The organism is Amycolatopsis sp., assembly GCF_025464955.1.
GTDB lineage: Bacteria > Actinomycetota > Actinomycetes > Mycobacteriales > Pseudonocardiaceae > Amycolatopsis.
Window position 1 is genome coordinate 1 of record NZ_JAODNM010000160.1, and the last position, 25,349, is coordinate 25,349.

Consider the following 25,349-nt stretch of genomic DNA (forward strand, 5'->3'; position numbering starts at 1 on the left):
CCAGGTGAGGCAGGATCTCAGCGAACTTCGCCGCCAGCGCGGTCCTGAACTCCTCGGTCATGCTCATGTCATCAGCATGCCACCCTACTCAACATATCCACGGTTAATTTACAGGCGAGCCCTAAGCTCCAGGCATTGGCGTCCAACGCACCTAATGTGGCCTTGAGGGACCCTCGGCGCACGACAGCGCGGGCCGGAACGTCAAGGGCTGCGGTGACCGGAGCGCATCGACCGGCTCAGAGGCCCCCCTTCCGTGGGGCTGGTGGTGTCGATGTGACTGCTGGGGCTGGCCGGTCCGGCGCCCCTGTGTACGAAAGGTCCCCCGATACAAATGATTTGTACTAAACGTCCCCCGAGTCACTCGCGCGCGACCCGCACCACCCCACCCGGCCTGCCCCCACCAAGGCGCCCACGTCCCCGCCCGGGGGCAAGGGGCGGAGCCCCACGGGGGATCCAAGGGGGCGGAGCCCTCCTTGGGCGGGGTCTGGGGGTCGCACCCCCAGGACATGCGAAAAAGACCCCTATTCGCGCATTCCGCGAATAGGGGTCTCCGTCTTTGTAGCGGGGACAGGATTTGAACCTGCGACCTCTGGGTTATGAGCCCAGCGAGCTACCGAGCTGCTCCACCCCGCGTCGTTGTGGTACCTACCCTACGCCTGGTGTTCGGGTGGGCGTAAGGCAGGTACCACTAGCCGTTCGGTCAGCTGCCGGGTTTGGCCGGGGTCGACGGCGGGGTGGCGCTGGCGGTGGCCGCCTCGAACTCCTTGCGCGCGGCGTCGAGTTGGGCCAGTGCCGCGCCCTGGTCGGCGAAGTTGCCGGCTTTCTGGGCGGCGGTCAGCTTGTCGAACGCCGCTCCGAGGTCCGCGACGGCTTTGTTCAGTGCCGCGCTGTTGCCGCCCGTGGACGGTGGTGTCGGCGTGGTCGACGACGCGGGCGGTGACGTCGGGGAGGTCGGCGGTAGACCTTGGCCGGGACTGGTCGTGGTGCCGGTAGTGGTGCCCGCTCCGAAGACCTGCGCCAGCGCGGCTTGGATGGTCGGTGCGTAACCGACTCGCCCGCCGTAGGACACCAGCACCTTCGCCAGCTGCGGATAGCTGTTCACCGTGCGTTGCTGGATATACACCGGCTCCACGTAGAGGAAGCTGTTGCCCACCGGCAGCGTGATCAGGTTCCCGAAGATGGCGGTCACGCTGGGGTTGGTGAACAGGGTTCGGTCCGAGGCGACCTGTGGATCGCTCTGGAACTTGTTCTGCACCTGGACGGGCCCGTCGACTTGGGTCACGCCACCCGCGTCAGCGGGTAGTTGCAGGACTCTGATCGTCCCGTAGTCCTTCGGATCGGACGACACCGACATCCAGGACGCCAGGTACTGCCGTACCTGACCGGTGAGCCCACTGGTCAGCTGGAAGGTCGGTGTTGCCTCCCCTGGCGACTGCGCGAGGACGTAGTAGCCAGGTTGATTGGCCACCCCGGTTGCGTTGGCCGCGGTGGCGCCCTCCTGCGTCGGGTCCTGCGGGACGCTCCAGAAGGCCTGCTGCGCGTAGAACTGGTGCGGGTCGTTGACGTGGTACTTCGCCAGCAGGTCGCGCTGGACCTTGAACAGGTCCTCCGGGTACCGGAAGTGCGCGCGGAGGTCCGGCGAGATGTCGGAACTCGGTTTGACCAGCCCCGGGAACACCTTCTCCCACGCGTTCAGCACCGGCTCCTTGTCGTCGGTCGCGTACAACGTGACGGTGCCGTCGAACGCGTCGACGGTCGCCTTCACCGAGTTCCGGATGTAGTTCAGCGAGCTGTTGCCCTGCTTGGCGACTCCGTTCAGCGAGTCGTTGGTGGCCTCGCCCAGCTGCGTCTGCTCCGAGTAGGGGTAGTTGTTCAACGTCGTGTAGCCATCAACGATCCACTTGATCCGGCCGTTGACGACCGCCGGGTACGGGTCGCCGTCGACGGTGAGCCACGGCGCGACCTTGCTGACGCGGGTCCGCGGGTCGCGGTTGTACATGATCTTGGAGTTGTCGCTGATGTTGCTGGAGAACAGGATGTTGCGCTCGCCGTACTGGGTGGCGAACACCAGCCGGTTGAACAGGCCGCCGACCGGGACGCCGCCGCTGCCGTTGTAGAGGTAGTTGCAGTCGGTCGCCGTGTCGCACTCACCCGGCGCCTGCCCCTTGGTCCCGCCGACGATCGCATAGCTGCTGGCCAGTTCGCCGTAGTAGATCCGCGCCTGCTTCACGTCGATCCCCGAACCGTCCGGGTTCTGCGTGTCGCTCGTGGTGGCCACCGGGTAACCGCCGTCGGACGACGAGTTCGCGTCGTTCAGCGCGCGGTCGACGGTGTTGGCCGGCGCCGCGACGAACCCGTTTCCGTGCGTGTAAACCATGTGCTCGTTGATCCAGCTGGTCTGGTTGCCGGTCAGGCCCGCGGTGTTGATCTCCTTGGCCGCGACGATGTAGTCCTGCGTGGTGTTTCCGACCGTGTAGCGGTCGACGTCCAGCTTCGCGGGGAAGCCGTAGAAGTTCTCACGGCCGACGCGCTGGGTGAAGGTCGGGCTGAGCACGTTCGGGTCGAGCAGGCGGATGTTGGGGATGGTGGTCTTGTCCGCGCTGACCTGCGCGGAGGTCGCGTCCGGTTGGCCGCTGACCGTCTTGTACTGGACGTTGTTCAGCCCGAACGCCTGTTTCGTCGCGTCCAGGTTGCGCTGGATCGACATGGCCTCTTTGTCGTTCGCGTTGGGGCGCACCGAGAACTGCTCGAGCACCGCGGGCCACGCCGCGCCGACCAGGATGCTGGAGAGGATCAGCAGTACCAGTGAGATCGCCGGGAGCTGGATGTTGCGCAGGAACGCGCCGACGAAGAACGCGATCGCGCAGATCACCGAGATGCACAACAGGATCAGCTTGGCCGGCAGTACCGCGTTGAGGTCGGTGTAGGTGGCGCCGTTGAACAGCGGGTTCCGGTCGGACAACAACAGGTTGTACCGGTCGAAGAAGTACTCCGCGGCCTTGAGCAGCACGAAGATGCCGACGGTGATGGCGAGCTGGACGCGAGCCGGGCCGGCGAGCTGACCGCCCTTGCCCGCCAGCCGGATGCCGCCGAAGATGTAGTGCGCGATCAGCGAGCCGATGAACGAGAGCACGACCGTGATGAACAGCCAGCCCAGCAGCCAGTTGTAGAACGGCAGCGTGAACGCGTAGAAGCCGATGTCGTTGCCGAACTGCGGGTCCTTCTGGCCGAAGCTGGTGCCGTTGAGGAAAAGCTGGATCACCTGCCAGTCGCCCTGCGCGTTGGCGCCGGCGATCAGGCCGACCAGCAGCGGGATCCCGATGCCGACCAGCCGGATCCGGCCGATGATCACGGACCGGTACCGCGCGAGCGGGTCGTCCGCGCCCGACACCGGCACGAACACCGGGCGGTTGCGGTAGGCGATGGTCAGGCTGATCGCCAGCGCTCCGCCGACCAGCAGCCCGACCACGAAGAAGAGCACGATCCTGGTCACCAGGACGGTGCTGAACACCGACTGCGCGTGGACCTCGCCGAACCACAGCCAATCGACGTAGGTGTCGAGGAGTCTGGAGCCGAGCAGCAGGATCAGGATGATCACCGCCGCGATGATCAGCAGGATCCGGCTTCGCCGAGACAGCTTCGGCAGGCTCACAGGGGGCCGAGTGGCCACTGCACACGCTCCTGGTGTTCGAGATCTGATTCGCGGGACGCTGGTAGGGCGAGCGACCCATGCTGACCTAACTCTACGGACAGTCGTTCGAGTTCCCGGGACCCGGCCGAACCGGACTCAGGTGCGACCCCGTCCCGGCCCGCCTGCGACGATGTCACCCATGGCATCGAGTGAACAGCAATCCCGGCGTGGCGGCATCGCCGCCCTCGCCCGTGAAGTCGAGGAGTTCGTCGCCTCCGGAGGCTGGGACCAGCCCCCGCAACTGTTCGCGCTGGTGCCGACGGCCGCGTTGCTGGACGAGCAGCCCGAGCTCGCGGGACAACTGGACGCGTCCAGCCCGCTGACGCCCGTCGCGCAGGAGTCATTGCCCGACGGCGATCTCGGTGAGGCACTCGCCAAGGTCGCCTGGCCGGACCTGGTGCTCGGCTGCGCGCTGGTACAGGAGATCATCGTGCTGCCGCCGGACGCCGAGGCCGATCTCCCCGCCGACGTCGACTCCGACGCGGAGAGCCTGCGGCGTGCCGCGGCCGATCACCCCCGCCGCACCGAAGCCCGGCTCGTGGCGGCGGTACTGCGCGAGGGCGACGTCGCCTGCGTGATGCGGCTGCGCGGCGGCAAGCCGACGGCTCCGGCTGGAGTCGACGCTCCGGGGCCGAAGTCGACCGGGAACACTGTGGACGCCGAGGGCAACGCCGTCGACGAGATCATCGAGCACCCGGAACTGGCCCCGAACCTCCTCGAAGCGCTGAAAACGACTTTCCTGCCCGGCTGACCCGCTCTCCGATCGCACTACGTCCCGAAGGTGGTGTTCCCGGCGGATCCGGCCGGGAACACCACCTTCGTCACTACTGCGCGACCGGGCGGTCAGCACGACGGGGTCGGCCTCCCGGCCTTCAGGTCGGCCAACGCGGTGAGCGCGGTGTCCAAGCTGGACACCTTGATCAGGTTCAGCCCCGCCGGGTCTGCGGACTTGGCCTCCGCGCAGTTCTGCTGCGGGACCAGGAAGTCGGTCGCGCCGGCGTCACGGGCCCCGATCACCTTGAACGAGATCCCGCCGATCGGGCCGACGACACCCTTTTCGGTGATTTCCCCGGTACCCGCGATATGCCGCCCGCCGGCGAGGTCCTGTCCGGTCATCCGGTCGACGATGGCGAGGGTGAACATCAGGCCGGCCGACGGGCCGCCGATGTCCTGCAGCGAGATCTTGACGTCGAACGGCACGTCGGCGCGGTCGATCGGGGTCAGCCCGATGAACCCTTCGGGGCTCGCGTCCGGCCGTTTCGCCAGCGTCAGCGACTTCGTGGTGGGCGGCTGCGTGCCATGGACGAAGGTGATCGAGATCGTCTGGCCCGCCTTGGTGCCGGTCAGCGCGGCCCGCACGTCGTCCTCGCCGGTGACCTTCTTGCCATTGACCATGAGGATCTGGTCGCCGGGGGCGAGCACATGGTCTGCCGGGCTGTTCCCCACGACGTCGTTCGCGAGCACCTTCACCGGATAGTGGAGGTGGCTCAGCGCGGCGACCTCGGCGTTGCTCTGGGAGTCCTTGAACGCCTTGACGTTCTCCTGCGCGACCTGGTCGCTCGACTGTCCCGGCGGGAAGTACTCGTCGCGCGGGGCCAGCGCGTCACTGCTGCTGGCCCACAGGCCGAGCGCGGTGAACAGACTGATGTCGTCGCGCAGGGAAACGGTCGTCATCCGCAGCTGGCCGGTGGTGGGGAACTCCTGGTGTCCGGAAATCTGGATCACCGGTGCGCCCGACTGGTCCTTGCCGAGGGTGTCGAAGGTGGGGCCCGGACTGATCGAGACATAGGGCACCGGCACGGTGAGCCCCAGTACGAGGAACACGACGAACAACACGCCACTGATCAGCAGGGTCCAGCCGCGCCTGGTCAACCGGCGGCCGGTACGCCGCGAGTTCCCGATCGGTTCACCGGGAGCCTGCGGGGGCCGCTCGGCCGTGACTTCATCATGGGGCTTGCTCACCCGCGACAGCGTACGGTGGGTGTGTTCGCTTCCCGGTGAAGGCCACGCCTCACGACAGGATGGTGCGGCCCTGACCGGCCTATCCGCGTACGGTGGTGCCATGAGCAATCTCCCGTTCGGCTTCGGACCGTCCGATCCCGATAAGCGCGGCGAAAACGATCCTTCGGACCCGAGTGGCCAGTCCTCGGGCGAGGCGTTCAACCAGCTCGGTCAGATGCTGAGCCAGCTGGGTCAGATGCTCAGCCAGGCCGGCAACTCCACCGGGCCGGTGAACTACGACCTGGCGAAGCAGATCGCGCTGCAGAACCTGAGCGGCAGCGAGGACGCGAAGATCGGTTTCTCCTCCTCAGGCACCGGGGGCGATTCGTCGACGGCCGTGCGCGACGCCGCCCACCTCGCGGAGCTGTGGCTCGACGCCGCGACGATCCTGCCCGCCGGCGCGACGTCGACCGAAGCCTGGTCGGCCCGCAGCTGGGTGGAGAAGACCCTGCCGACCTGGCAGCGCCTGTGCGATCCCGTCGCGAAGCAGATCAGCGGCGCATGGGTCCAGGCGATGCCGGAAGAGGCGAAGGAAGCCGCCGGCCCGATGCTCGCGATGGTCGGCCAGATGGGCGGGATGGCTTTCGGCTCCCAGCTCGGCAATGCGTTGGCACAGCTGGCTTCCGAGGTGCTCACCTCCACCGAGGTCGGCCTGCCGCTCGGTCCCGCCGGCACGTCCGCGCTGCTGCCGGCGAACATCGAGAAGTTCACCGAGGGGCTGGAGCTGCCCAGCAGCGAGGTCCTCGTGTACCTCGCCGCGCGGGAAGCCGCACACCAACGTCTTTTCTCGCACGTGCCGTGGCTGCGGCAGCGTCTGCTCGCCACCGTCGAGGAGTTCGCGAACGGCATCACCGTCGACATGTCGGCGGTGGAGCAGCTCGCCGGACAGGTCGACCCGAACAACCCGGCCAGTATCGAAGAGGCGATGTCCTCCGGGCTGCTGGAGCCGAAGACCACCCCGGAGCAGCAGGCCGCGCTCAGCCGGCTCGAGACCCTGCTCGCGCTCGTCGAGGGCTGGGTCGACGTCGTCGTCGCGGAAGCCGTCGGCGATCGGCTGCCCGGTGCCGCGGCACTGCGGGAGACCCTGCGGCGGCGCCGCGCCACGGGCGGCCCGGCCGAGCAGACCTTCGCCACGCTCGTCGGCCTCGAACTGCGACCGCGCCGCATGCGGGCCGCTTCGGCACTGTGGAAGCTCGTCGGGGAGCGCTACGGCAACGAGAAGCGCGACAACCTCTGGTCGCACCGCGACCTGATGCCGACCGCCGAAGACCTCGACGACCCGTTGGAGTTCGCGGACCGGCTCGGCGGCGAAGACACCACCGACGACCTGGACCCGATCGCCGAGCTCGAGCGGACCGAGCGCGCCGAAAAAGAGGCGAAGGCCAAAGACACCAAGGCAACCGACGACACCAAACCGGCCGACGACGAGTCCAAGAAGGACGATCCCGAAGCCTGACCGCTTCTCGCGGTGAACGTCCGGAAGGCCCCTTTCACGATGCGAAAGGGGCCTTCCGGACGTTCGGCTCAGTCTTCGGCTGGCTCGATCTCCAGCCCCGCGGCGGCGGAGAGCCCCTCGAGGAAACCGATGGCCCGTTCGGCCTTCGGATACCGGCGCACGAGCGCCCAGAACTCGGCGTTGTGCGGGGTCACGCGCAGATGGGCCAGCTCGTGGACCAGCACGTAGTCGAGCACCCAGGTCGGCACCTCCTGCAGGCGCCTGCTGACCCTGATCGTGGCGTCCACCGGAGTGCACGACGCCCACCGGGTGCGCATCGGCGCGACCCAGCGGACGCTGGCCGGGGTCGCCGAGTCGTCGAAGTACTTCGACGACAGCTGGGCGCACCTGTCCAGCAGGGTCAGATCGGAGGTCTTCGAACGCGGGAGCGGAAGGCTCTCGGTGCGCTGCAGCTTGCGCTGCATCTCGGCGACCCAGTGTTTCTCTTCGGCGCGCGTCATCCTCGCCGGGATCATGACGACCAGGGTGTCGCCGTCCCGATACGCGCTCACGGTACGACGGCGCCGCGGACTGCGACGCACCTCGACCTTCTCATCCGGTAGCGGCAGTTCCTGGTTTGTCTTGTCCCGGCTCCTCAGTGAGGGCACCCGCGCTTCGGCCACTCGACAACGGTAAGGCCATGCACCGACAACTCCGATGGCTGGAAGGTCACATCCCCGAGTTGTCCACAAGAGGCTTCCCCTGTGGATAACTCGGCCTTCGTGGGGCGGTCCGGGGTCTGCGGTCTGTCACGCTGAGCGCATGACTCCACCGCCAGCCGACGTCGCCGAAGTCATGCTCCCGGCTCGTCCGCAGCTCTTACCAGGTCTTTCCGTTCTCGATCGCGGGCCGGACGAGGTCCAGATCGGCCTCGATCCCCGGCATGCCGTGGTCGCCGGCGGGCTGCCACCAGCGGTGATCGCGGCGCTCCACCGCCTCGACGGATCGACCCGCATCCACACCCTGCTCGATCTCGCTGAAAGCGAACAAGCGGAGCAGCTGCGCGAGCTCCTCACCGAGCTCGCCGGTCGGGGGCTGATCAAGGAGGCGGAGCCGCAGAAGCACGACAACCACCCGGAGCCGGGCTTCTGGTCGCTCCACACCGGCAGGCACCCCGCTGAGACGGCGTCGCTCCGGGGCCTCAGCACCGTCGTGGTGCACGGGGACGGCCGCCTCGGCGTGGCGGTCGCGACCCAGCTGGCCACGGCCGGAGTGGGGCACGTGGAGACGCGGGCGCTGGGGCGCGTCACCGAGCATGATCTCGGTTCCGGATACCTCGAAGCCGATATCGGCCTCACCCGCCGCAAAGCGGCCGCCGAAGCCGTCCGCCGGGTCAACCCGGCCACGATGACCGGCCGCCTGCACGGGTCCACCAGACCCGGCCTGGTGCTGCTGACCGACGCCGTGGTGCCCGCGCCCGAGGTGGTGAACGACCTGTTCCACGACGGGATCCCCCATCTGCCCGCCCGCGTCCGCGACGGCGTCGGCATCGTCGGCCCGCTGGTGCTCCCCGGCCGCACGAGCTGCCTGCGGTGCGCGGATCTGCACCGGACCTCGCTCGATTCGTGCTGGCCGCGGGTGGCGGGCCAGCTCGCCGGGCGCACCCAGCCTGCCGACCTCGGTGACATCCAGGCCTGCGCGGCGCTCGCGGTGGCGCAGGCGCTGCGGGTGCTCACGCCGGGTGACCGGCCGCCGCCGGTCTGGAACACCACCCTCGAAATCGATTTCTACGCGGCGAAAGTTCGTCGCCGCCCGTGGCCGCCACACCCCCGGTGCAGGTGCGGCGCGCGGTAGCCGACTACCGCAGGTGACGTAGCCGGTCCCGCTCGCCGTACCACGGACCGAGTAGACCGAGGTACGTCAGTGAGCGGCTGCGCCCGGAGACTCCGGCAAGGCAGAATCAACCAGGTGACCGACTCACGCGACTGGATCGACGACCGGGCCGACGCCGCCATGCCGCGTAAGGGAGCCGCTCGCACGGCGAAACTGGCCAGCATCCCGCTCGGGATGGCAGGCCGCGCGGTCGGCGGCTGGGGACGGCGGCTGACCGGCCAGAACGCGGACGAGATCAGCGCGGCACTGTCCGCCAAGGCCGCCGAGCAGCTGTTCGAGGTTCTCGGCACGCTCAAGGGCGGCGCGATGAAGTTCGGGCAGGCGCTGAGCGTGTTCGAAGCCGCCGTGCCTGACGAGTTGGCCGCGCCCTACCGGGAAGCGCTGACGAAGCTGCAGTCGGGCGCGCCGCCGATGCCCATCCGGCAGACCCACCGGGTGCTGACCGAACAGCTCGGCAGGAGCTGGACCAGCAGATTCTCGGAGTTCAACGACCAACCCGCCGCCGCGGCGAGTATCGGCCAGGTCCATCGCGCGGTCTGGCACGACGGCCGGGAAGTAGCGGTCAAGGTCCAGTACCCCGGCGCCGACGAAGCCCTGCGAAGCGACCTGAAGCAGCTCCAGCGGTTCAGCAGGCTCTTCCAGGCGTTCGTCCCCGGCACCGAGGTCAAGCCACTGCTGGCCGAGCTCGCGGCCAGGATGGACGAGGAGCTCGACTACCTGGCCGAGGCGGAGAACCAGCGAGCGTTCGCGAAGGCCTTCGAGGGCGATCCGGGCGTGCTGGTGCCACGTGTCGTGGCGAGCGCGCCCAAGGTCGTGGTGACCGAGTGGGTCACCGGCACCCCGCTCGCCGACATCATCAAGAGCGGCGAGATCGCCACGCGCAACGAGGTCGGCAGGCTGCTGACCGAGTTCCACTACTCGTCGCCGGTCCGGGCCCACCTGCTGCACACCGACCCACATCCCGGCAACTTCATGTTCACCGCAGACGGCCGCCTGTGCGTGATCGACTTCGGCGGCGTGTCCAGGCTCCCCGACGGCATCCCCCGCCACTTCGGCGAGATGACCAGGTTGGCGCTCGACGGCAAGTCGGCCGAGCTGATGACGCTGCTGCGGTCCTGGGGGTTCATCCGCGAAGGCACCGAGCTCAGCGCGGACGACGTGCTGTCCTACCTGGCGCCCTTCACCGAGCCGCTGGCCACCGAGACCTTCCACTTCACCCGCCGCTGGCTGCAGAAACAGGCGGGCCGGGTCGGGGACACCCGCGGCCGGGACTTCCGCACCAGCCGGTCGCTGAACCTGCCACCGGAGTATCTGATGATCCACCGGGTCACCGCCGGTTCGACCGGCATCCTGTGCCAGCTCGACGCCGAGATCCCCGCCAGGGCGATCGTGGAACGGTGGCAGCCCGGATTCGCCGACTGAGCCCAAGTTATCCACAGGTCCGGCCGAAATCGCGCGAAAACGCCACTCGCGGGCCCGAGTTGTCCACATCTTCGCCGATCGGGTTCTACCCGGATGGCCCAGCCGTCACGCTGGATCCATGACCCTCATCGACGGCGCGCTGAGCGCCGACGCGCCGGACGGCGTGATCACCACCGCGGGGCTGCGCGCGGCCGGACTGTCTTCGGCCCGGGTAGCGAGGCACTGCCTGCCGGGCGGTCCGTGGCGCCGGCTGCTGCCCGGCGTCGTCATGCTCGGTTGCGGCGCGCCTACCCGGCGTCAGCAGCTTCGAGCGGCCATCTTGAAGTTCGACGGGGACGCGGTGGTCACCGGCCTCGATGCGCTGTGCGCCCACGGCGCCCTGCACCCGCTGCCCTGGGGAATCCATCTCCTGGTCCCGCCGCACCGGCGAACCGAGCCCGGTGAGTTCGTCGTCACCCAGCGGACCAGCCGGATACCGGACCCGGTCTTGATCAACGGCATCCCGTTCGCGCCGGCGGCCCGGGCCGCGCTCGACGCCGCGCGGCGGGAAGGCGATCCGCGGCGACTGAAACGGTTGCTGAGGCTGCCGCTCTACTGGGGACTGTGCACCAAGGACGAACTGTTGGCGGAGCTCGATGCCGGCAACCAGCGCGGCTCGGCGGCCGTCCGGGCGGTTCTGCGTCAACTCGACTCCTCGGCAGGCACGTTCGCCCACGGCATGGCCAAGGAGCTACTCAAGAGTGCCCCACTGCCGCCACCGTCTTGGAACGTCACCATCTGCGATCTCCGCGGCCGTCAGATCGCCGTCGCCGATGCCTGGTGGGACGAGATAGCGCTGGCCTGGTTGTTCACCCCGCCCGGCAAGGAGATGGCCGGCCACGGCTTGACCCCGCTGGCGTTGAAGGCCGCCGGCGTGGTCGTCCTGCGCACCTCGGCGGAAAAGCTGTATGAGGCACCCGAAGAAGTCCGCCAAGAGGTCGTCAGCGCGTTCGGGGAAGCTCTTCGGCGCAGGCGCCCGAAAGTGCAGGGACTTCGCGACGTCCGGTCGGATCAGGCGGCATGACCGGACTCACCAGTATTCTTCGGGCAGTTTGCCTTCGATATCCCGGACGTGGGCCCGCCCGCAGTCCGGGCAGAGCCACCGCTGCGCCCCACTGTCCCGATCGGAAACCCAGGCCAGCGCGGCCATTCCGGCGGCGTCCGCACGCCTGGCGCCGCACTGGGAGCACACGGCCGGGTCCGGGTCCGTCACCTCGACCGTCCCCAGTAGACGGTCCCGGTGGCGAACAGGAAAACGTCCTCACGGTTGCCCAAAAAGGCTGGATCCGCCGGATCGGTGAGGCGGTGGACCGTTTCCTGATCGGCCTCACCGACCCGTTCAGCGCCTGCCCGGGAAATCCAGGCCAACTGGTCCAGCGCCGCGGCGAGAACAGCGGCGGACGCGGGCGCCGGATGGTCGAACAAGTAGCTGAAGGAGGTGACGTCAACGAGGCCCGCCCTCCTCAGCGCGACATTCCAGCCATAAGGCATTGCCACCACACCTGCCATCCCGGCGCGCAACTCGCAGAACCATTCGTCGCGAGCGGCGAGCAGGCGACGTTCCAAACCCGGCTCGCCGATGCCGAGTTCCCAGGGCAGGCACTGGCTCTGGCGTGGGCCTTCGGCGAGCGCCAGCACGCCGCCGTCACCGAGTGTCGCGGCCAGCGCCGCGACACCCGCCTGCTGATCGGGCAGGTGGTGCACGACCGCGGACGCCCAGATCAGGTCCGCGGGTGGAACAACGTCCGAGGGAAGCCCGCCCGCGATGTCGGCGACCACGGTGCTGACGCGCACCGGCGCTCCGGCGGCCGCTTTCGTCGCGGACTCCAGGGCCTGCTCGAGCAGGACCTCGGTGGCATCCACCAGGATCAGTGTGCCGCCGCCGCGCCTGCCCAGCTCCGCCGCGAGCGCGGCGCTCATCCCTCCGGTGCCACAACCCACGTCGACGACGGTGGCAGTGTCCGGCAGTTCGCTGGTCAGGCGCGACGCGACCCCGGCGAAGGTTTCGGCGTCCAGCGCGTCTCCCCTGAGCATCGCCGGAAGCCGCGCCGCCCAGTCGACTTCGTCATGGGTATGTGCGGGCATGGCCGTCATTCAACACGAAGGCCGGCGTGCGGACAGCCCTTTGACGGGTGGGTGGCCGCGGTCGTGAAGACCGCGGGCACCCACCCGTGGGGATCACCTCTCGTAGCGGTGGGCGCGACGAGCCGCCCACTGGGAGATCCGCTGCCAGCGGCGTACGGCGCGAAGGTTGCCGTACTGCCGACAGGCTCGGATGTCCTCTTCGAGATCGCGTATTCGTGCTTTGGACAGTTCTTCGTGAAGCAACATCTCGGCGGTCTCCTTGACCTTGATTTCATTGACTTTGGTCGGTGCGGCGGTCAGCGGCGCGCGCCGTGCCTCGTAATCCCTGGTGGTGACGGGCGTGATGTTCATGCCGCTGCGCTCTCTTCACGGGCGGCCGCCGGGCGGGCGGTCGGCTGGTCGACGGTCGCGTTCTTACGCGGACGCCCACGGGGACGCTTGCGCGCGACGACAGCGCCCCGCTCGAAGATCTCCCCGCCCCAGACACCCCACGGCTCACGCCGCGCGAGCGCTCCGGCGAGGCAAGCCGCACGAACCGGGCAGTCCCCGCAGAAGCCCTTGGCGCGCTCGAGCTCGGATGGTGCCTCGGCGAACCAGAGGTCGGCGTCGCCCGAACGGCAAGGCAGCGCGAACTCCGGCGAGTCGATGGCGTCGAGCAGGTCCCCGACCCCGGTGTCGACGAACCCGCCGACCTCCCCCGGCGCGAAGGCAAGTGCCGATGACATTTCTGTTCCCCTTTGTGTGGTTTCCACTGGTGGCGTAACGGTTTTCGGGCTTGCGGTTGAGCTGGACAACGGTGCACCCAACTGTTCTCGGCCGAACTTTGCTGAACATAAAAAACACGAAGGCCGCGGATCCGATGTACGGTTCCGCGGCCTTCGTGAGCCTGTCGTCCTGACTTGGCGTCAGGGACTTCGCTCCCGTAGAGACAACGGAACACGGAACTGCTTGATGGTCGGAAGATCCACGGTCGCCTGGACATACGTCCGGGCAGCGACGAGGGAATCACGCACAGCGATCGCGCCGAAGACACTCGGTTCGCCATCATGCGTGCGCCCCGGCGCGAAAGAGCCCAGATTGGTCCAGCCCATACCGGTACCCCGGCGCGAGTACTGGGCCGAGGCATCGGCGCAGGACATGAAGGTGCCAGGGTTCGGAATCTTCGTGACGTTGATCATTTCTCCAGCACCTCCTCACTGCTCCCGTCGCGCCACTCTCGCGGCTGCGAACCTCTCTGACAAAGCTCTGCTCCCCAGCGCTCCCGCGCGGATTACAGAAGGTTATTGCCCCCGAGCACACCAGGGCAACTCATTTTCCGGTTTTCTCTCTCAACCGACGAAGATCGCCTCTCATCAGCGGGTTCGCCGCGCCGATCATCGAGACGGCGCGGTCAAGACACCGCCGACCGCCGGATGACTTCGAGCACCTCCGCGCCGAAGCGCTCCAGCTTCGTCGCGCCGATCCCGGAGATCGACACCAGCGCTCCGTCATCGGTCGGGCGCTGCTCGGCGATCGCCACCAGCGTCGCGTCAGTGAACACCACGAACGTGGGCACCTTCAACTCCCTTGAGCGCTCGACCCGCCACGCCTTCAGCCTGGCCAGCAGATCCTCGTCCACATTGGACGGACATTTGGCGCAGCGGCTGAGCTTGATGTCCATGGTCTCGACCAATGGGCTGCCGCAGACCCGACACCGGGTCTTCGTGCCCGTGGGCTTCTGCGTCGAGCGGCTCGCCGCCGCTGCCCGCGCCGCCGGGTGGTCCTCCGGGACCAGCCCGTAGAGGAAACGGCTGCGTCGGCGGTTGCGACGGCCCCCGGGTTTCCGAGACAACGCCCAGGACAGCCCCAGATGTTCACGCGCCCGGGTGACACCTACATAGAACAGCCGCCGTTCTTCCTCGATGGCGGCGTCGTCACCGTCGGCATGTTGGATCGGGACGGTCCCCTCCGCGAGGCCGACGAGGAACACCGCATCCCACTCCAGTCCCTTGGCCGCGTGCAGCGAGGCCAGGGTGACCCCCTCGACGGTCGGGGGGTGCTGGGCGGCCGCACGCTGGTCGAGTTCGTTCACGTACCGCGAGAGGTCGGCATCGGAAACCGTCGCGGCCAGCTCCTCGGCCAACTCGACCAGGGAGAGCAGCGCGTCCCAGCGTTCCTTGGCCGCGCCACCGCCCGCCGGTGGCTGTTCGGTCAGGCCGACCGGCGCGAGCACCCTGCGGACGATCGTCACGAGGTCGCCCTCGGCATTGCCGCCGGAGGCGGTGCGGAGCGCGATGATCGCTTGACGCACCTCCTTCCGCGCGAAGAACCGCTCGCCACCGCGGACGAGGTACGGCACGTTCACCTCGGACAGCGCCTGCTCGTAGGCCTCGGACTGGGCGTTGACCCGGTAGAGCACCGAGATCTCGCTGGCGGCCACCCCGCCGTCGATCAGTTCGCGGATGCGACGGGCCACGGCCTGGGCCTCGACGACCTCGTCGTCGTACTCCGCGAACCTCGGTTCCGGGCCGGCGGGCCGCTGCCCGATCAGCTTGAGCCGGGAGCCTGCCGGACGGCCGCGGGCCGCGCCGATCACCTGGTTGGCCAACGCCACGACCTGCGGGGTCGACCGGTAGTCCCGCTCGAGCCGGACGACGGTGGCCTCGGGGAACCGGCGAGTGAACTCCAGCAGCGGACGCGGCGACGCGCCGTTGTAGGAATAGATGGTCTGGTTGGCGTCACCGACGACGGTCAGGTCGTCACGGCCGCCGAGCCACGCGTCGAGCAGTCGCTGCTGCAACGGCGTCACGTCCTGGTACTCGTCGACGACGAAACAGCGGTAGCGGTCGTGGAACTCTTCGGCGACTGCCCCGTGCTCCTCCAGCGCGGCCGTGGTGTGGAGCAGCAGGTCGTCGAAGTCGAGCACCTGAGCGGCGTTCTTGAGCTTCTCGTAGTTGCGGTACACCTCCGCCACCTGTGTGACGGCCGCCGGGGTGTCACGCTGGGTGCGGGCGGCGATCAGCGGGTAGTCGTCCGGCGTGACCAACGAGGCCTTGGCCCACTCGATCTCACTGGCCAGGTCGCGCAGGACCTCGGTCTCGGTGCCGAGGCCGACCTTCTGCGCGGCCTGCCCGACGTACCGGAACTTGTTGTCGAGCAGGTCCCACGGCCGGTCGCCGACGATCCTCGGCCAGAAGTAGCGAAGCTGGCGGCGGGCGGCGGCGTGGAACGTCAGCGCCTGGGCAGCCTCGATCCCGAGCCCGCGCAGGCGGGTGCGCATCTCACCGGCCGCTCGCGCCGTATACGTCACCGCCAGCACCTGCCCGGCCGCGACGTGCCCGGCCCCGACCAGGTGCGCGATACGGTGCGTGATCGTGCGGGTCTTGCCGGTACCCGCACCGGCGAGGACGCAGACCGGCCCTCGGGGCGCGGCCGCGGCGGCCCGTTGTTCGGGGTCGAGCCCGTCCAACAGGCCCGGTCGACTCTTCGAAGAAGATGCGCTAACCACGAGCCGATCCTCGCAGAGGGGGCCGACGGGTCCTAGCCTGGCCACCCGGCCGTATCCTGGTGAGATGGCGGGAAAGCAGGATAAGGAAGCTGCCAAGCAGGCCAAGAAGGAGAAGCGCGCGGCGGGCAAGGCTCGGCGCGGGCAGATCTTCCAGGCATTCAAGATGCAGCGCAAGGAAGACAAAGCGCTCATCCCCTGGATGCTCGGTTCCTTCCTGGTCATCGCAGGTGTGCTCTTCGGTGTCGGGTTCATCTTCAAGATCCAGTGGGCGTTGCTGCCCTTCGGCATCTTGCTCGGTGTGCTGGCCGCGGTGATCATCTTCGGCAGGCGTGTGCAGAAGACCGTTTACGCGAAGGCTGACGGGCAGGCCGGCGCGGCCGCCTGGGCGCTGGACAACCTCCGCGGCAAGTGGAAGGTCACCCCCACGGTGGCGGCCACCACGCAGTTCGATGCCGTGCACCGCGTACTCGGCGCGCCGGGGGTCATCCTCGTCGCCGAGGGCGCGCCGCACCGGGTGAAGACACTGCTCGCGCAGGAGAAGAAGCGGGTGTCGCGGCTGATCGGGGACACACCGATCTACGACGTGATCATCGGCGGCGACGAGGACCAGGTCCAGCTCCGCAAGCTGCAGAACTACATGATGAAGCTCCCGCGGAACATGAAGCCCGCGCAGGTCGACGCGCTCGAGGCCAAGCTGGCCGCGCTCGGCAACCGCGGTGCCGCCATGCCCAAGGGCCCCATGCCCGCCGGCGCGAAGATGCGCAACGTGCAACGCAGCGTCCGCCGCCGCGGCGCCTGACCCCACCGACCCCAAGCTGACCCCCGACACCGCGCCGGGGGTCAGCGCATGCGGACGAGAACCGTGCCGGTGAGGCGGTCGGCCCAGCTGCGCCCGTCGAGGTTGCGGACGGCCGAGGGGATGACCACCGCGGAGAGCACGCAGCGCACCAGCGCACGCCAGACGCCGAGCATGGTCTCGCCGTCGAGCCTGCCGACGCGGATGCCCACCGCGGCCATGCCGGGGGTGAAGCCGAAGAACGCCGCCGAAATCAGGGTGATGATCGCCCAGGCGGCACCGGACCATAGGTTGAACGCCTGCATCGCGGCCGTGTTCTGCAGGTCGGGATGCACGAAGATCAACGTCACCAGCCACGCGAGCACCAGGTCGACGACAAAAGCCAGCACTCGGGAGCCGCCGGTGGCCGCCGAACCGAGGCCGCTTTCGGGCAAGCCCAGTCTTTCGCCGCGCCACCGTAACGCCTGGTCATCACCAGCCGTCGTGCCCTCGCCGGTCCCAGGCAGCCACTCTCCGGTCCATCTCGCCACCCATCTAGGGTAGGCCGGTGGCGCAGCGCACATCTTCCCTGGTCGACTGAGCCTGAAAGGCCGCCCGTTAACACCGGCGAAACATTCGGGTGACGGACGGGCAACACCGCGCTCCTAGCGTGAGCCAAAGAGAGTACTGCCGCCGGCAACGAACGAGAAGGAGTCACCGAGGGTGTCCACTACTCCAGACGATATCCAGAAGCTGATCACGGACGAGAGCGTTGAGTTCGTCGACATCAGGTTCTGCGACCTTCCGGGCGTCATGCAGCACTTCACGGTCCCCGCGAAGGCGTTCAACGCCGAGGCGTACGAAGAGGGCCTGGCCTTCGACGGTTCCTCCGTTCGTGGTTTCCAGTCGATCCACGAGTCCGACATGCTGCTGCTGCCGGACCCCGAGACGGCGCGGATCGACCCGTTCCGCAAGAACAAGACCCTGAGCCTCAACTTCTTCGTGCACGACCCGTTCACCCGTGAGGCGTACAGCCGCGACCCGCGCAACATCGCGCGCAAGGCCGAGCAGTACATCTCCGAGTACGGTGTCGCCGACTCGGTGTACTTCGGCGCGGAGGCCGAGTTCTACATCTTCGACTCCATCCGCTTCGACTCCGCCGAGAACGGCTCGTTCCACGAGATCGACTCCGTCGAGGGCTGGTGGAACACCGGCGCCGACGAAGAGGGCGGCAACCGCGGCTACAAGACGAAGTTCAAGGGCGGCTACTTCCCGGTTCCCCCGACCGACCACTTCGCGGACCTCCGCGACGAGATCGTGAAGGCGCTCCAGGGCTCGAACTTCGAGATCGAGCGCGCGCACCACGAGGTCGGCACCGGCGGCCAGACCGAGATCAACTACAAGTTCAACACGCTGCTCCACGCGGCCGACGACTTGCAGCTGTTCAAGTACATCGTCAAGAACACCGTCTTCGACGCCGGCCGCACCGCGACCTTCATGCCGAAGCCGCTGTTCGGCGACAACGGCTCGGGCATGCACTGCCACCAGTCGCTGTGGAAGGACGGCGTGCCGCTGTTCCACGACGAGTCGGGTTACGCCGGCCTGTCGGACACCGCGCGCCACTACATCGGCGGGCTGCTGGCCCACGCTCCGTCGCTGCTCGCGTTCACCAACCCGACCGTCAACTCGTACCACCGGCTCGTGCCGGGCTTCGAGGCGCCTGTCAGCCTGGTGTACTCACAGCGCAACCGCTCCGCCTGCGTGCGTATCCCGATCACCGGGAACAACCCGAAGGCGAAGCGCGCCGAGTTCCGGTGCCCGGACTCGTCCGGCAACCCGTACCTGGCGTTCTCGGCGATGATGATGGCCGGCCTCGACGGCATCAAGAACAAGATCGAGCCGCCGGCCCCGATCGACAAGGACCTGTACGAGCTCCCGCCCGAGGAGGCCAAGGACGTCAAGCTCGTCCCCGGCGACCTCGGCACGGTGCTCGACCGGCTCGAGTCGGACCACGACTACCTGCTCGAGGGCGGTGTCTTCACGCCTGACGTGATCGACACCTGGATCAGCTACAAGCGGGAGAACGAGATCGACCCGCTGCGCCTGCGTCCGCACCCGTACGAGTTCTCGCTGTACTACGACGTGTAAGAACCTGCACAGCGCGAAGGTGCTGCCCCAGTGACACGGGACGGTGGTCGAGGGAATACCCCGGCCGCCGTCCCGTTCTTTTTTGCACTGGTCGCGCTACGTTCGAGGTATGCACAAGATGATCGTCCTGTACCCCGCGCCCACCGATCCGGACCACTTCCGCGAGTACTACGTGAGCACGCACGTGCCGCTGGTGGCGAAGCTGCCCGGGATCCTCGCGTGGCGCTACAGCTTCGACGTCAAGTCCGCCCCTGGCGCCCCCGAGTACTTCGCGATCTTCGAGGCTGACTTCGCGGACGGGGCGGCGATGGGCGCGGCCATGGGTTCCCCCGAGGGAGCAGCGGTCCGCGCGGATGTCACCAACTACGCGAGCGGCGGCAGCTTCGTCCTGAACTACGCCGTACAGACGTCCTAGCCGGTCAGCCGCTCAGTACCGAGATGTCGACGCCTGCGCGTTCGAAACGACCCCGCGGGTCGTCGACGAGCTTCCGCCGCTCGAGGTCCATGAGGCCCAGCGTGCAGGTGATCTCAGCGGCCAACGTGCCATCGACCTTGTAGATGTTCGAGTCCATCCGGAACGTCTTGCCGTCGCCGAACTTCGCCTCGCAGGTGACCTCGACGACGTCACCTGCCCGCAGCTCGCGGCGGAAGCTGATGTGCGATTCGAGCAGCACCGAGGCGAGCTTTGCCTCGGTCAGACCGCCTTTGAGCGCACCGGCCGCCTCGAACAGCTCCAGCCGGGAAACCTCGCCGTACGAGTGGTAGACGGCGTGGTTGAGGTGGCCCAGGGTGTCCAACTCGTAGTGCCGCACCTTGATCTGGGTCCGGAAGGGTTCGCGCTCGGTCACCAGTCCACTGTAAACACGCTTTACGAGTCGTAGAACATGCGCTCCACCACAGCGTGCGCGCGGCGAGTCGTCCGGCGGTAGGAATCGAGGAACTCGCCTGGGTCGTCGTCGGCCGAGTAGCCAAGGATGCGGGCGACGGCGGCCAGCTCACGACCGGAACCGGGCACCTCGTCGACCGCTTTGCCGCGGACCAGCATCCCCGCGTTGCGCACTCGCGTCGCGAGCAGCCAGGCTTCGGTCAACTCCGCGACGTCCTCGGCAGTGGCGAGCCCGGCCTCGACGAGCGCGGCCAGCGCGTCGAGTGTCGACGTCGTACGCAGCGAAGGCACTTCGTGGGCGTGCCGCAGCTGCAACAGCTGGACGGTCCATTCGACGTCGGCGAGCCCACCGCGGCCGAGCTTCGTGTGCCGGGTCGGGTCGGCACCCTTCGGCATCCGCTCGACCTCCACCCTGGCCTTGATCCGGCGGACCTCACGCACCTGGGTGCGGTCGAGGCCGCCGTCGGGGTAGCGGATCGGGTCGATCATCTCGAGGAACCGGTCACCCAGCTCGTGGTCGCCGGCGATGAACCGCGCGCGCAGCAGCGCTTGCGCTTCCCAAACCTCGCTCCAGCGCGCGTAGTACGCGCGGTAGGACTCCAACGTCCGCACGAGCGGCCCGCTCCGGCCTTCCGGTCGCAGGTCGGCGTCGACGACCAGTGCGGGATCGGGGCTCGAAGCACCCAGCATCTGCCGCACCGTCTCCGCGACCGAGGACGCGAAACGGGCGGCTTCGGCGTCGGAAACGCCCTCGGCCGGCTCGCAGACGAACAGCACGTCCGCGTCCGAGCCGTAACCCAGCTCGGAACCGCCGAGCCTGCCCATTCCGATCACCGCGAGCTTCGCCGGGGTGGAACCCAGCTCGGTCTCCCGCTTGCGGAAGGCCGCGGCCAGTGCGCCTTGCAGCACCGCGACCCAGACACCGGACAACGCTTCGCACACCGCGCGGACTTCCATCAGCCCGAGCAGATCCGCACACGCGACCCGGAGCAGCTCGTGCCTGCGCAACGAGCGGGCCGCCGTCACCGCCGCCTTCAACCCGGGCTGGCGACGCACAGCCGCGCGAAGCGACTTGGCGACTTCCGACGGCGTGCGGTTGCACAGCTTCGCGGGGTCGCCGAGCAGTTGCAGGACCTCCGGCGCGCGGACCAGCAGGTCCGGCACGAGATGGGACACGCCGAGCAGGAACGCCAGCCGCTGCACCACCGCGCCTTCGTCCCGCAGCACCCGCAAGTACCAGGGCGTTTCTTCGAGCGCTTCGGACACCTTGCGATAGGACAGCAGGCCGCCGTCCGGATCGGGGGTGTCGGCCAGCATGTCCAGCAGCGCCGGGAGCAGCGCTTGCTGGATCGCCGCGCGCCGCGAGACCCCGGCGGTCAACGCCTTGATGTGCTGCAGCGCGCCATCCGGTGCCGCGTAGCCGAGCGCGGCGAGACGGCTGGTCGCCTGTTTCGTGGTCAGGCGCATCGCTTCGGTCGGCACATTCGCGACCGACTGCAGCAGGGGGCGGTAGAACAGCTTCTCGTGGAGCCGCCGGATCAGCTGCAGATGCCGGCGGACCTCGGCGAACAGCACGTCACCCTCGCCGCGTCCACGGGCAGGCCGGATGCCGATCGCCCGCGCGAGCACCCGCAGCTCCGCGGTCTCGGAGGCGTCGGGGAAGAGGTGCGTCCGCCGCAGCCTCCGCAGCTGCAACCGGTGCTCGACCGTGCGCAGGAACTCATACGACGTCTTCAGCTCGGCTGCGTCGGCACGGCCGACGTAACCGCCGTCGCCCAGCGCGGCCAGAGCGTCCATAGTGGACGCCGAGCGCAGGTCGGGGTCCACCCGTCCGTGGACGAGCTGCAGGAGCTGGACGGCGAACTCGACGTCACGCAGGCCACCGCGACCCAGCTTGAGCTCACGCTCGGCGAGCTCGGACGGCACGTGGCCCTCGACGCGCCTGCGCATCTGCTGGACATCGGTGACGAAGTTGTCCCGGTCGGCCGCCGACCACACCATCGGCGCGACCATATCCGCGTACTGGCTGCCGAGGTCGGCGTCGCCCGCCGCCGGACGGGCTTTGAGCAGCGCCTGGAACTCCCAGGTGCGGGCCCACTTCTGGTAATAGGCGCGGTGGCCCTCGATGGTTCGGACGAGCGCCCCGGCCTTGCCTTCCGGGCGCAGGGCCGCGTCGACGTCGAAACAGGACTTACCCACGACCCGCATCATCGTGCTCGCCAGCCTGGTGGCGACCTGCATGTCCCCTTCGCCGACGAAAATGACGTCGACATCGCTGACGTAGTTGAGTTCGCAGCCGCCGCACTTGCCCATCGCGATGACAGCGAGCTTCGCGGTGTCCGCCTTGTTGACTTCGTGGCGCGCAACCTCGATGCCGGCCTTGAGGGCCGCCTCGGCGAGCACTGTCAGGCCGGCGGCGACTTCGGCATAGGGCGGGTGGGCAAGGGTGGGCTCGACGAAGTAGCCGAGATCCCTCGCCGCGATCTCCAGCAGCAGACCGCGGTAACCGGCGCGCAGCGCGTTTTCGGCCGCGACGCCGGTCAAGGTTTCGCCCGCGGGCGCGCCCGCGCGGACGGCTTGGAGCAGGACATCGCCGTAGTCGGCCGACGGAGTGCAGTCCTTGCCCGCCAACCTGTGCCACTGGTCCGGCGATCCAACCAGGAAATCCCCCAGCGTGCTGGACGTCCCGAGCACGCCGATCAACCGCCCGCGCAGCTCCGGATTGACCGGAAGCTCCGCGGCGAGCGCTGTCCACGCCTGCTCGTCGACTTCGCGGATCCTGTCGAGACCACGCAGTGCGAGGTCGGCGTCGGCGCTGCGAGAGAGGGCGGTGAGCACGTCGGCGCTGCCTTCGGCGGGTCCGGATTCACCCCACCAGCCGATCGCGCGCAGCTGGCCTTCCGCCCGCGCGTCGGTGAAGCCGTACCTCGCCGCGGAAGCGGTCGGTCGAGCTCGCTCAGCCATCGGCTTCCACCGTAGTACCAAGCACGGAGTGGACCTGACAACTAGGCCGCGACCTGCTCCGGTTCACTTCCGGGTGCGGACGGCTCCGGGACGTGGAAACTGTGCGCGGTAACCGGATGACGCCGGGAGCGCAGGTAGATCGTGATGCCCAGCCCGATGCCGACCACCCCGACCCCGATCGTGCCTGCCGTGCCGAGCGAAGCGAGCTTTCCGGCGCCCGCGCCGACGACCGCGGCGGCAGGGAGAGTGAACAGCCAGGCGATGACCATCCGGCCCGCCATGCCCCAGCGGACCGGCGCCTCGCTCCGGCCCACTCCCGAACCGACGATGCCGCCCGAGCAGACATGCGTAGTCGACAGCGGGAAGCCCAAGTGGGACGAAACCAGGATCACCGCGGCGGAGCTGGTCTGCGCGGCGAAGCCCTGCGGCCCTTCGATGTCGGTCAGGCCCTTGCCCAGGGTGTAGGTGATCCGCCAGCCACCGAGGTAGGTCCCCAGCGCCAGTGCGAGCGCGGCGCTGATGATCACCCAGGTCGGTGGTGCCGAACCGGGCGGCAGGCTGCCGGCGCTGATCATCGCGAGCGTGATCACGCCCATGGTTTTCTGCGCGTCGTTCGTCCCGTGGGCGAGCGACACCAGTGAGGCGGAGATGATCTGCCCGACACGGAAGCCGCCCGTCTTGTTCTTCCTACCTTTGAGGAACCGGTAGACGACGAAGGTGGCGGTCATCGCGACGACGCCGGCGATCAGCGGCGAGATCGCGGCCGGGATCAGGACCTTCTCGACGATCTTGCCGAAATGCACCGAGCTGCTGCCCGAGGCGATCCACGTCGCGCCGATCAACCCGCCGAAGAGCGCGTGCGACGAGCTCGACGGCAAGCCGACGAACCAGGTGAACAGGTTCCAGACGATCGCGCCGATCAACCCGCCGAACACGATCGCCGGCCCGATCTTGGTCTCGTCGACCAGGCCGCTCGAGATCGTCTTCGCCACTTGGATGGAAAGAAACGCACCCGCCAGGTTGAGCACGGCGGAAATGGCAACGGCGACCTTCGGACGCAGCGCCCCGGTGGCGATCGAAGTCGCCATCGAGTTTGCCGTGTCGTGGAAGCCGTTGGTGAAATCGAAAACCAGCGCCGTGACGATCACGACGACGACCAGCAACGTGGGGTCCACCCCGACCTCCGAACCCTGTGGGACTTCCCCCGCAAGGTACCCGAAGGTGGGAACTTCACGTTAAGACGGCGTGTCGAAACCGGCCATCTTCCGTTAAGCCAGCGGTAACGTACGGCGCTTGTCCTGGGCCGCCGTGAGGCTGCCATCGGCCAGTTGGACGAACCTGGCCGCGAACGGACGCCACGTTTCCGCGATGTCGGCGTGCAACTGGGTGAGCCGGTCGAGCTCGAAAACACCCGGCCGGGCGAGTGCCGCGATCTCCGGGTCGCTCTCGACCCAGTCGAGAACGATCTCGGGTGTCGTCTCGATGTGGAACTGAACGCCGTATACGCACCCGTTCAGGCGGAATGCCTGGTTGGGGTACTTCGGCGCGGAAGCGAGGATTTCGGCGCCACCCGGCAGCCGCTCGATGACGTCGGTGTGAAATTGAACAACATCCTGAACCAGTGGTAACTCGGCGAACAACGGGTCGACCCAGGCGAGATCCTTCTTCGAGACGAGCGCCGGCCCGACCTCGGGCCCCTGGCGGCCGCGCTCGACAATCCCGCCGGTGGCGACGGCGAGCAGTTGCGCCCCGAGGCAGACACCCAGGGTCGGCAACGCGGCTCCCGCCGCCATCGACAACAGCCGCCGGACCTCGCGGAGCCATGGGTGCTCGAAGTCGTCGTTGGCACCCATCCCGCCGCCGAGACACACGAGCCCGCCGTAGCCGTCGAGGTTCGCCGGGAGCTCGTCCCGGGGAGGCAGCCGGATGTCCAGTTCGGCGCCGGCCTCGCGCAGCCAATCGCCCAGCGGGCCCACCGGGTCCGACGCGTCCGGCTGGATGACCAGCAGTCGTGGAGTACTCACCTCCCCAGGGTACGGAAGGCTCAGCAGTCGCAACTCGGGGCCGGGACCCTGTCGACCGAGCGACTGACGGTGCGCTCGACGGGGTAGCCCGCCGACTCCCAGGCCCGGATTCCGCCCGCAAGACGCTTGACCCGGAAGCCGAGTTCCGAGGGCTTGAGGGCCCCTTGGTCGCGGCGTTGCACTGAAAACTTTCGCAGTAGCAAATGTAGACGGCGTCGCGGTCCAGCTGCGCGGTGTTCGCCGTGGTCAGGTCTCGATAGGGCAGATTGAGCGCACCGGGAATGTGCGCGGCCTCGAAGACCTCGGGCGATCTGGTCTCCACCACGACGTATCCGCGTCGATCACCGTCATGGACGGCGAACTCGTGTGTGTGCGCAGACGTGGAAATGACGGTAGCCCCGGGAGAACAATAAATGCTCTCGACCGGGGCTACCGTCATCCTTCACTGAAAATATGTCCGGCGGTGTCCTACTCTCCCACAGCCCTTCGACTGCAGTAC

General features: G+C 68.2%; 22 protein-coding genes, 1 tRNA gene and 1 pseudogene. 8 read left to right on the top strand and 16 right to left on the bottom strand.

All coding sequences use genetic code 11. From position 1 onward, the window contains the following. Positions 1 to 559: 559 nt before the first annotated feature. Both JWQ81_RS40750 and JWQ81_RS40755 read right to left on the bottom strand, forming a co-directional pair. Positions 560 to 633: transfer RNA gene (locus JWQ81_RS40750), tRNA-Met, on the bottom strand. 67 nt (positions 634 to 700) lie between these two features. Then, positions 701 to 3,652: a UPF0182 family protein gene (locus tag JWQ81_RS40755; RefSeq protein ID WP_297550503.1), complete on the bottom strand. Its 2,952-nt coding sequence runs from the start codon at positions 3,650 to 3,652 to the stop codon at positions 701 to 703. A gap of 178 nt (positions 3,653 to 3,830) precedes the next feature. Between JWQ81_RS40755 and JWQ81_RS40760 the strand changes: the two genes are divergently transcribed. Then, positions 3,831 to 4,442 carry a PPA1309 family protein gene (locus JWQ81_RS40760; RefSeq protein ID WP_297550464.1) on the top strand — a complete coding sequence of 204 codons (612 nt, stop codon included), beginning with the start codon at positions 3,831 to 3,833 and terminating at the stop codon, positions 4,440 to 4,442. A gap of 92 nt (positions 4,443 to 4,534) precedes the next feature. Here JWQ81_RS40760 and JWQ81_RS40765 read toward each other — a convergent pair whose 3' ends face one another. Continuing rightward, positions 4,535 to 5,653, bottom strand: coding sequence for a PDZ domain-containing protein (locus JWQ81_RS40765; RefSeq protein WP_297550466.1), 1,119 nt, complete (start codon positions 5,651 to 5,653; stop codon positions 4,535 to 4,537). A 100-nt stretch (positions 5,654 to 5,753) separates the two neighbouring features. Between JWQ81_RS40765 and JWQ81_RS40770 the strand changes: the two genes are divergently transcribed. Beyond that, a complete protein-coding gene (locus tag JWQ81_RS40770; RefSeq protein WP_297550468.1) occupies positions 5,754 to 7,148 on the top strand; it encodes a zinc-dependent metalloprotease in 1,395 nt (464 codons plus the stop codon). A gap of 68 nt (positions 7,149 to 7,216) precedes the next feature. On the opposite strand, the gene JWQ81_RS40775 is transcribed toward JWQ81_RS40770, so the two are convergent. Continuing rightward, a complete protein-coding gene (locus JWQ81_RS40775) occupies positions 7,217 to 7,786 on the bottom strand; it encodes a M48 family metallopeptidase (RefSeq protein WP_297550505.1) in 570 nt (189 codons plus the stop codon). A gap of 163 nt (positions 7,787 to 7,949) precedes the next feature. On the opposite strand from JWQ81_RS40775, the gene JWQ81_RS40780 reads away from it, so the two are divergent. From JWQ81_RS40780 to JWQ81_RS40790, 3 genes are all read left to right on the top strand, one after another. Beyond that, positions 7,950 to 8,981, top strand: coding sequence for a ThiF family adenylyltransferase (locus JWQ81_RS40780; protein WP_297550470.1), 1,032 nt, complete (start codon positions 7,950 to 7,952; stop codon positions 8,979 to 8,981). A gap of 114 nt (positions 8,982 to 9,095) precedes the next feature. Further along, positions 9,096 to 10,442: an AarF/ABC1/UbiB kinase family protein gene (locus tag JWQ81_RS40785; protein ID WP_297550472.1), complete on the top strand. Its 1,347-nt coding sequence runs from the start codon at positions 9,096 to 9,098 to the stop codon at positions 10,440 to 10,442. A 118-nt stretch (positions 10,443 to 10,560) separates the two neighbouring features. Then, a complete protein-coding gene (locus JWQ81_RS40790) occupies positions 10,561 to 11,505 on the top strand; it encodes a hypothetical protein (protein WP_297550474.1) in 945 nt (314 codons plus the stop codon). Between the two features lie 6 nt (positions 11,506 to 11,511). Here the strand turns inward: JWQ81_RS40790 and JWQ81_RS40795 are convergent, their stop codons facing one another. The 6 genes from JWQ81_RS40795 to JWQ81_RS40820 form a co-directional block, all read right to left on the bottom strand. Then, complete coding sequence (locus tag JWQ81_RS40795; RefSeq protein WP_297550476.1) at positions 11,512 to 11,694, bottom strand: hypothetical protein; 183 nt, start codon at positions 11,692 to 11,694, stop codon at positions 11,512 to 11,514. Then, positions 11,691 to 12,566 (bottom strand): trans-aconitate 2-methyltransferase, encoded by an 876-nt coding sequence (locus tag JWQ81_RS40800; RefSeq protein WP_297550478.1) that lies wholly within the window; start codon positions 12,564 to 12,566, stop codon positions 11,691 to 11,693. Before JWQ81_RS40800 ends, JWQ81_RS40795 begins: the two co-directional genes overlap by 4 nt. A 93-nt stretch (positions 12,567 to 12,659) precedes the next feature. Next, positions 12,660 to 12,917, bottom strand: a complete 258-nt coding sequence (locus JWQ81_RS40805; RefSeq protein WP_297550480.1) for a hypothetical protein — start codon at positions 12,915 to 12,917, stop codon at positions 12,660 to 12,662. Beyond that, positions 12,914 to 13,291 carry a WhiB family transcriptional regulator gene (locus tag JWQ81_RS40810; RefSeq protein WP_297550482.1) on the bottom strand — a complete coding sequence of 126 codons (378 nt, stop codon included), beginning with the start codon at positions 13,289 to 13,291 and terminating at the stop codon, positions 12,914 to 12,916. The genes JWQ81_RS40805 and JWQ81_RS40810 overlap by 4 nt, the downstream gene beginning before the upstream one ends. A 180-nt stretch (positions 13,292 to 13,471) precedes the next feature. Continuing rightward, on the bottom strand, positions 13,472 to 13,744 hold the full coding sequence (locus tag JWQ81_RS40815; RefSeq protein WP_297550483.1) for a hypothetical protein: 273 nt from the start codon (positions 13,742 to 13,744) through the stop codon (positions 13,472 to 13,474). A 212-nt stretch (positions 13,745 to 13,956) separates the two neighbouring features. Next, positions 13,957 to 16,053 carry an ATP-dependent DNA helicase UvrD2 gene (locus JWQ81_RS40820; protein WP_297550485.1) on the bottom strand — a complete coding sequence of 699 codons (2,097 nt, stop codon included), beginning with the start codon at positions 16,051 to 16,053 and terminating at the stop codon, positions 13,957 to 13,959. 64 nt (positions 16,054 to 16,117) lie between these two features. Here JWQ81_RS40820 and JWQ81_RS40825 point away from each other — a divergent pair, with 64 nt between their 5' ends. Beyond that, on the top strand, positions 16,118 to 16,852 hold the full coding sequence (locus tag JWQ81_RS40825; protein WP_297550487.1) for a DUF4191 domain-containing protein: 735 nt from the start codon (positions 16,118 to 16,120) through the stop codon (positions 16,850 to 16,852). A gap of 41 nt (positions 16,853 to 16,893) precedes the next feature. Here JWQ81_RS40825 and JWQ81_RS40830 read toward each other — a convergent pair whose 3' ends face one another. After that, positions 16,894 to 17,379, bottom strand: coding sequence for an RDD family protein (locus JWQ81_RS40830; RefSeq protein WP_297550489.1), 486 nt, complete (start codon positions 17,377 to 17,379; stop codon positions 16,894 to 16,896). Positions 17,380 to 17,551: 172 nt separating this feature from the next. Here JWQ81_RS40830 and glnA point away from each other — a divergent pair, with 172 nt between their 5' ends. Next, a complete protein-coding gene (glnA, locus tag JWQ81_RS40835; protein ID WP_297550491.1) occupies positions 17,552 to 18,976 on the top strand; it encodes a type I glutamate--ammonia ligase in 1,425 nt (474 codons plus the stop codon). A 109-nt stretch (positions 18,977 to 19,085) separates the two neighbouring features. Further along, on the top strand, positions 19,086 to 19,391 hold the full coding sequence (locus JWQ81_RS40840; protein ID WP_297550493.1) for an EthD family reductase: 306 nt from the start codon (positions 19,086 to 19,088) through the stop codon (positions 19,389 to 19,391). Positions 19,392 to 19,395: 4 nt separating this feature from the next. On the opposite strand, the gene JWQ81_RS40845 is transcribed toward JWQ81_RS40840, so the two are convergent. The 5 genes and pseudogenes from JWQ81_RS40845 to JWQ81_RS45200 all read right to left on the bottom strand — a co-directional run. Continuing rightward, on the bottom strand, positions 19,396 to 19,824 hold the full coding sequence (locus JWQ81_RS40845) for a thioesterase family protein (protein WP_297550495.1): 429 nt from the start codon (positions 19,822 to 19,824) through the stop codon (positions 19,396 to 19,398). Between the two features lie 20 nt (positions 19,825 to 19,844). Then, positions 19,845 to 22,826, bottom strand: coding sequence for a bifunctional [glutamine synthetase] adenylyltransferase/[glutamine synthetase]-adenylyl-L-tyrosine phosphorylase (locus tag JWQ81_RS40850; protein ID WP_297550497.1), 2,982 nt, complete (start codon positions 22,824 to 22,826; stop codon positions 19,845 to 19,847). 41 nt (positions 22,827 to 22,867) lie between these two features. After that, on the bottom strand, positions 22,868 to 24,001 hold the full coding sequence (locus JWQ81_RS40855) for an inorganic phosphate transporter (protein WP_297550499.1): 1,134 nt from the start codon (positions 23,999 to 24,001) through the stop codon (positions 22,868 to 22,870). Positions 24,002 to 24,094: 93 nt separating this feature from the next. Next, positions 24,095 to 24,850, bottom strand: a complete 756-nt coding sequence (locus tag JWQ81_RS40860; RefSeq protein WP_297550501.1) for a type 1 glutamine amidotransferase — start codon at positions 24,848 to 24,850, stop codon at positions 24,095 to 24,097. 229 nt (positions 24,851 to 25,079) lie between these two features. Then, positions 25,080 to 25,289 (bottom strand): annotated as a pseudogene (locus tag JWQ81_RS45200) (rhodanese-like domain-containing protein); the annotation flags it as partial. Positions 25,290 to 25,349 lie beyond the last annotated feature (60 nt).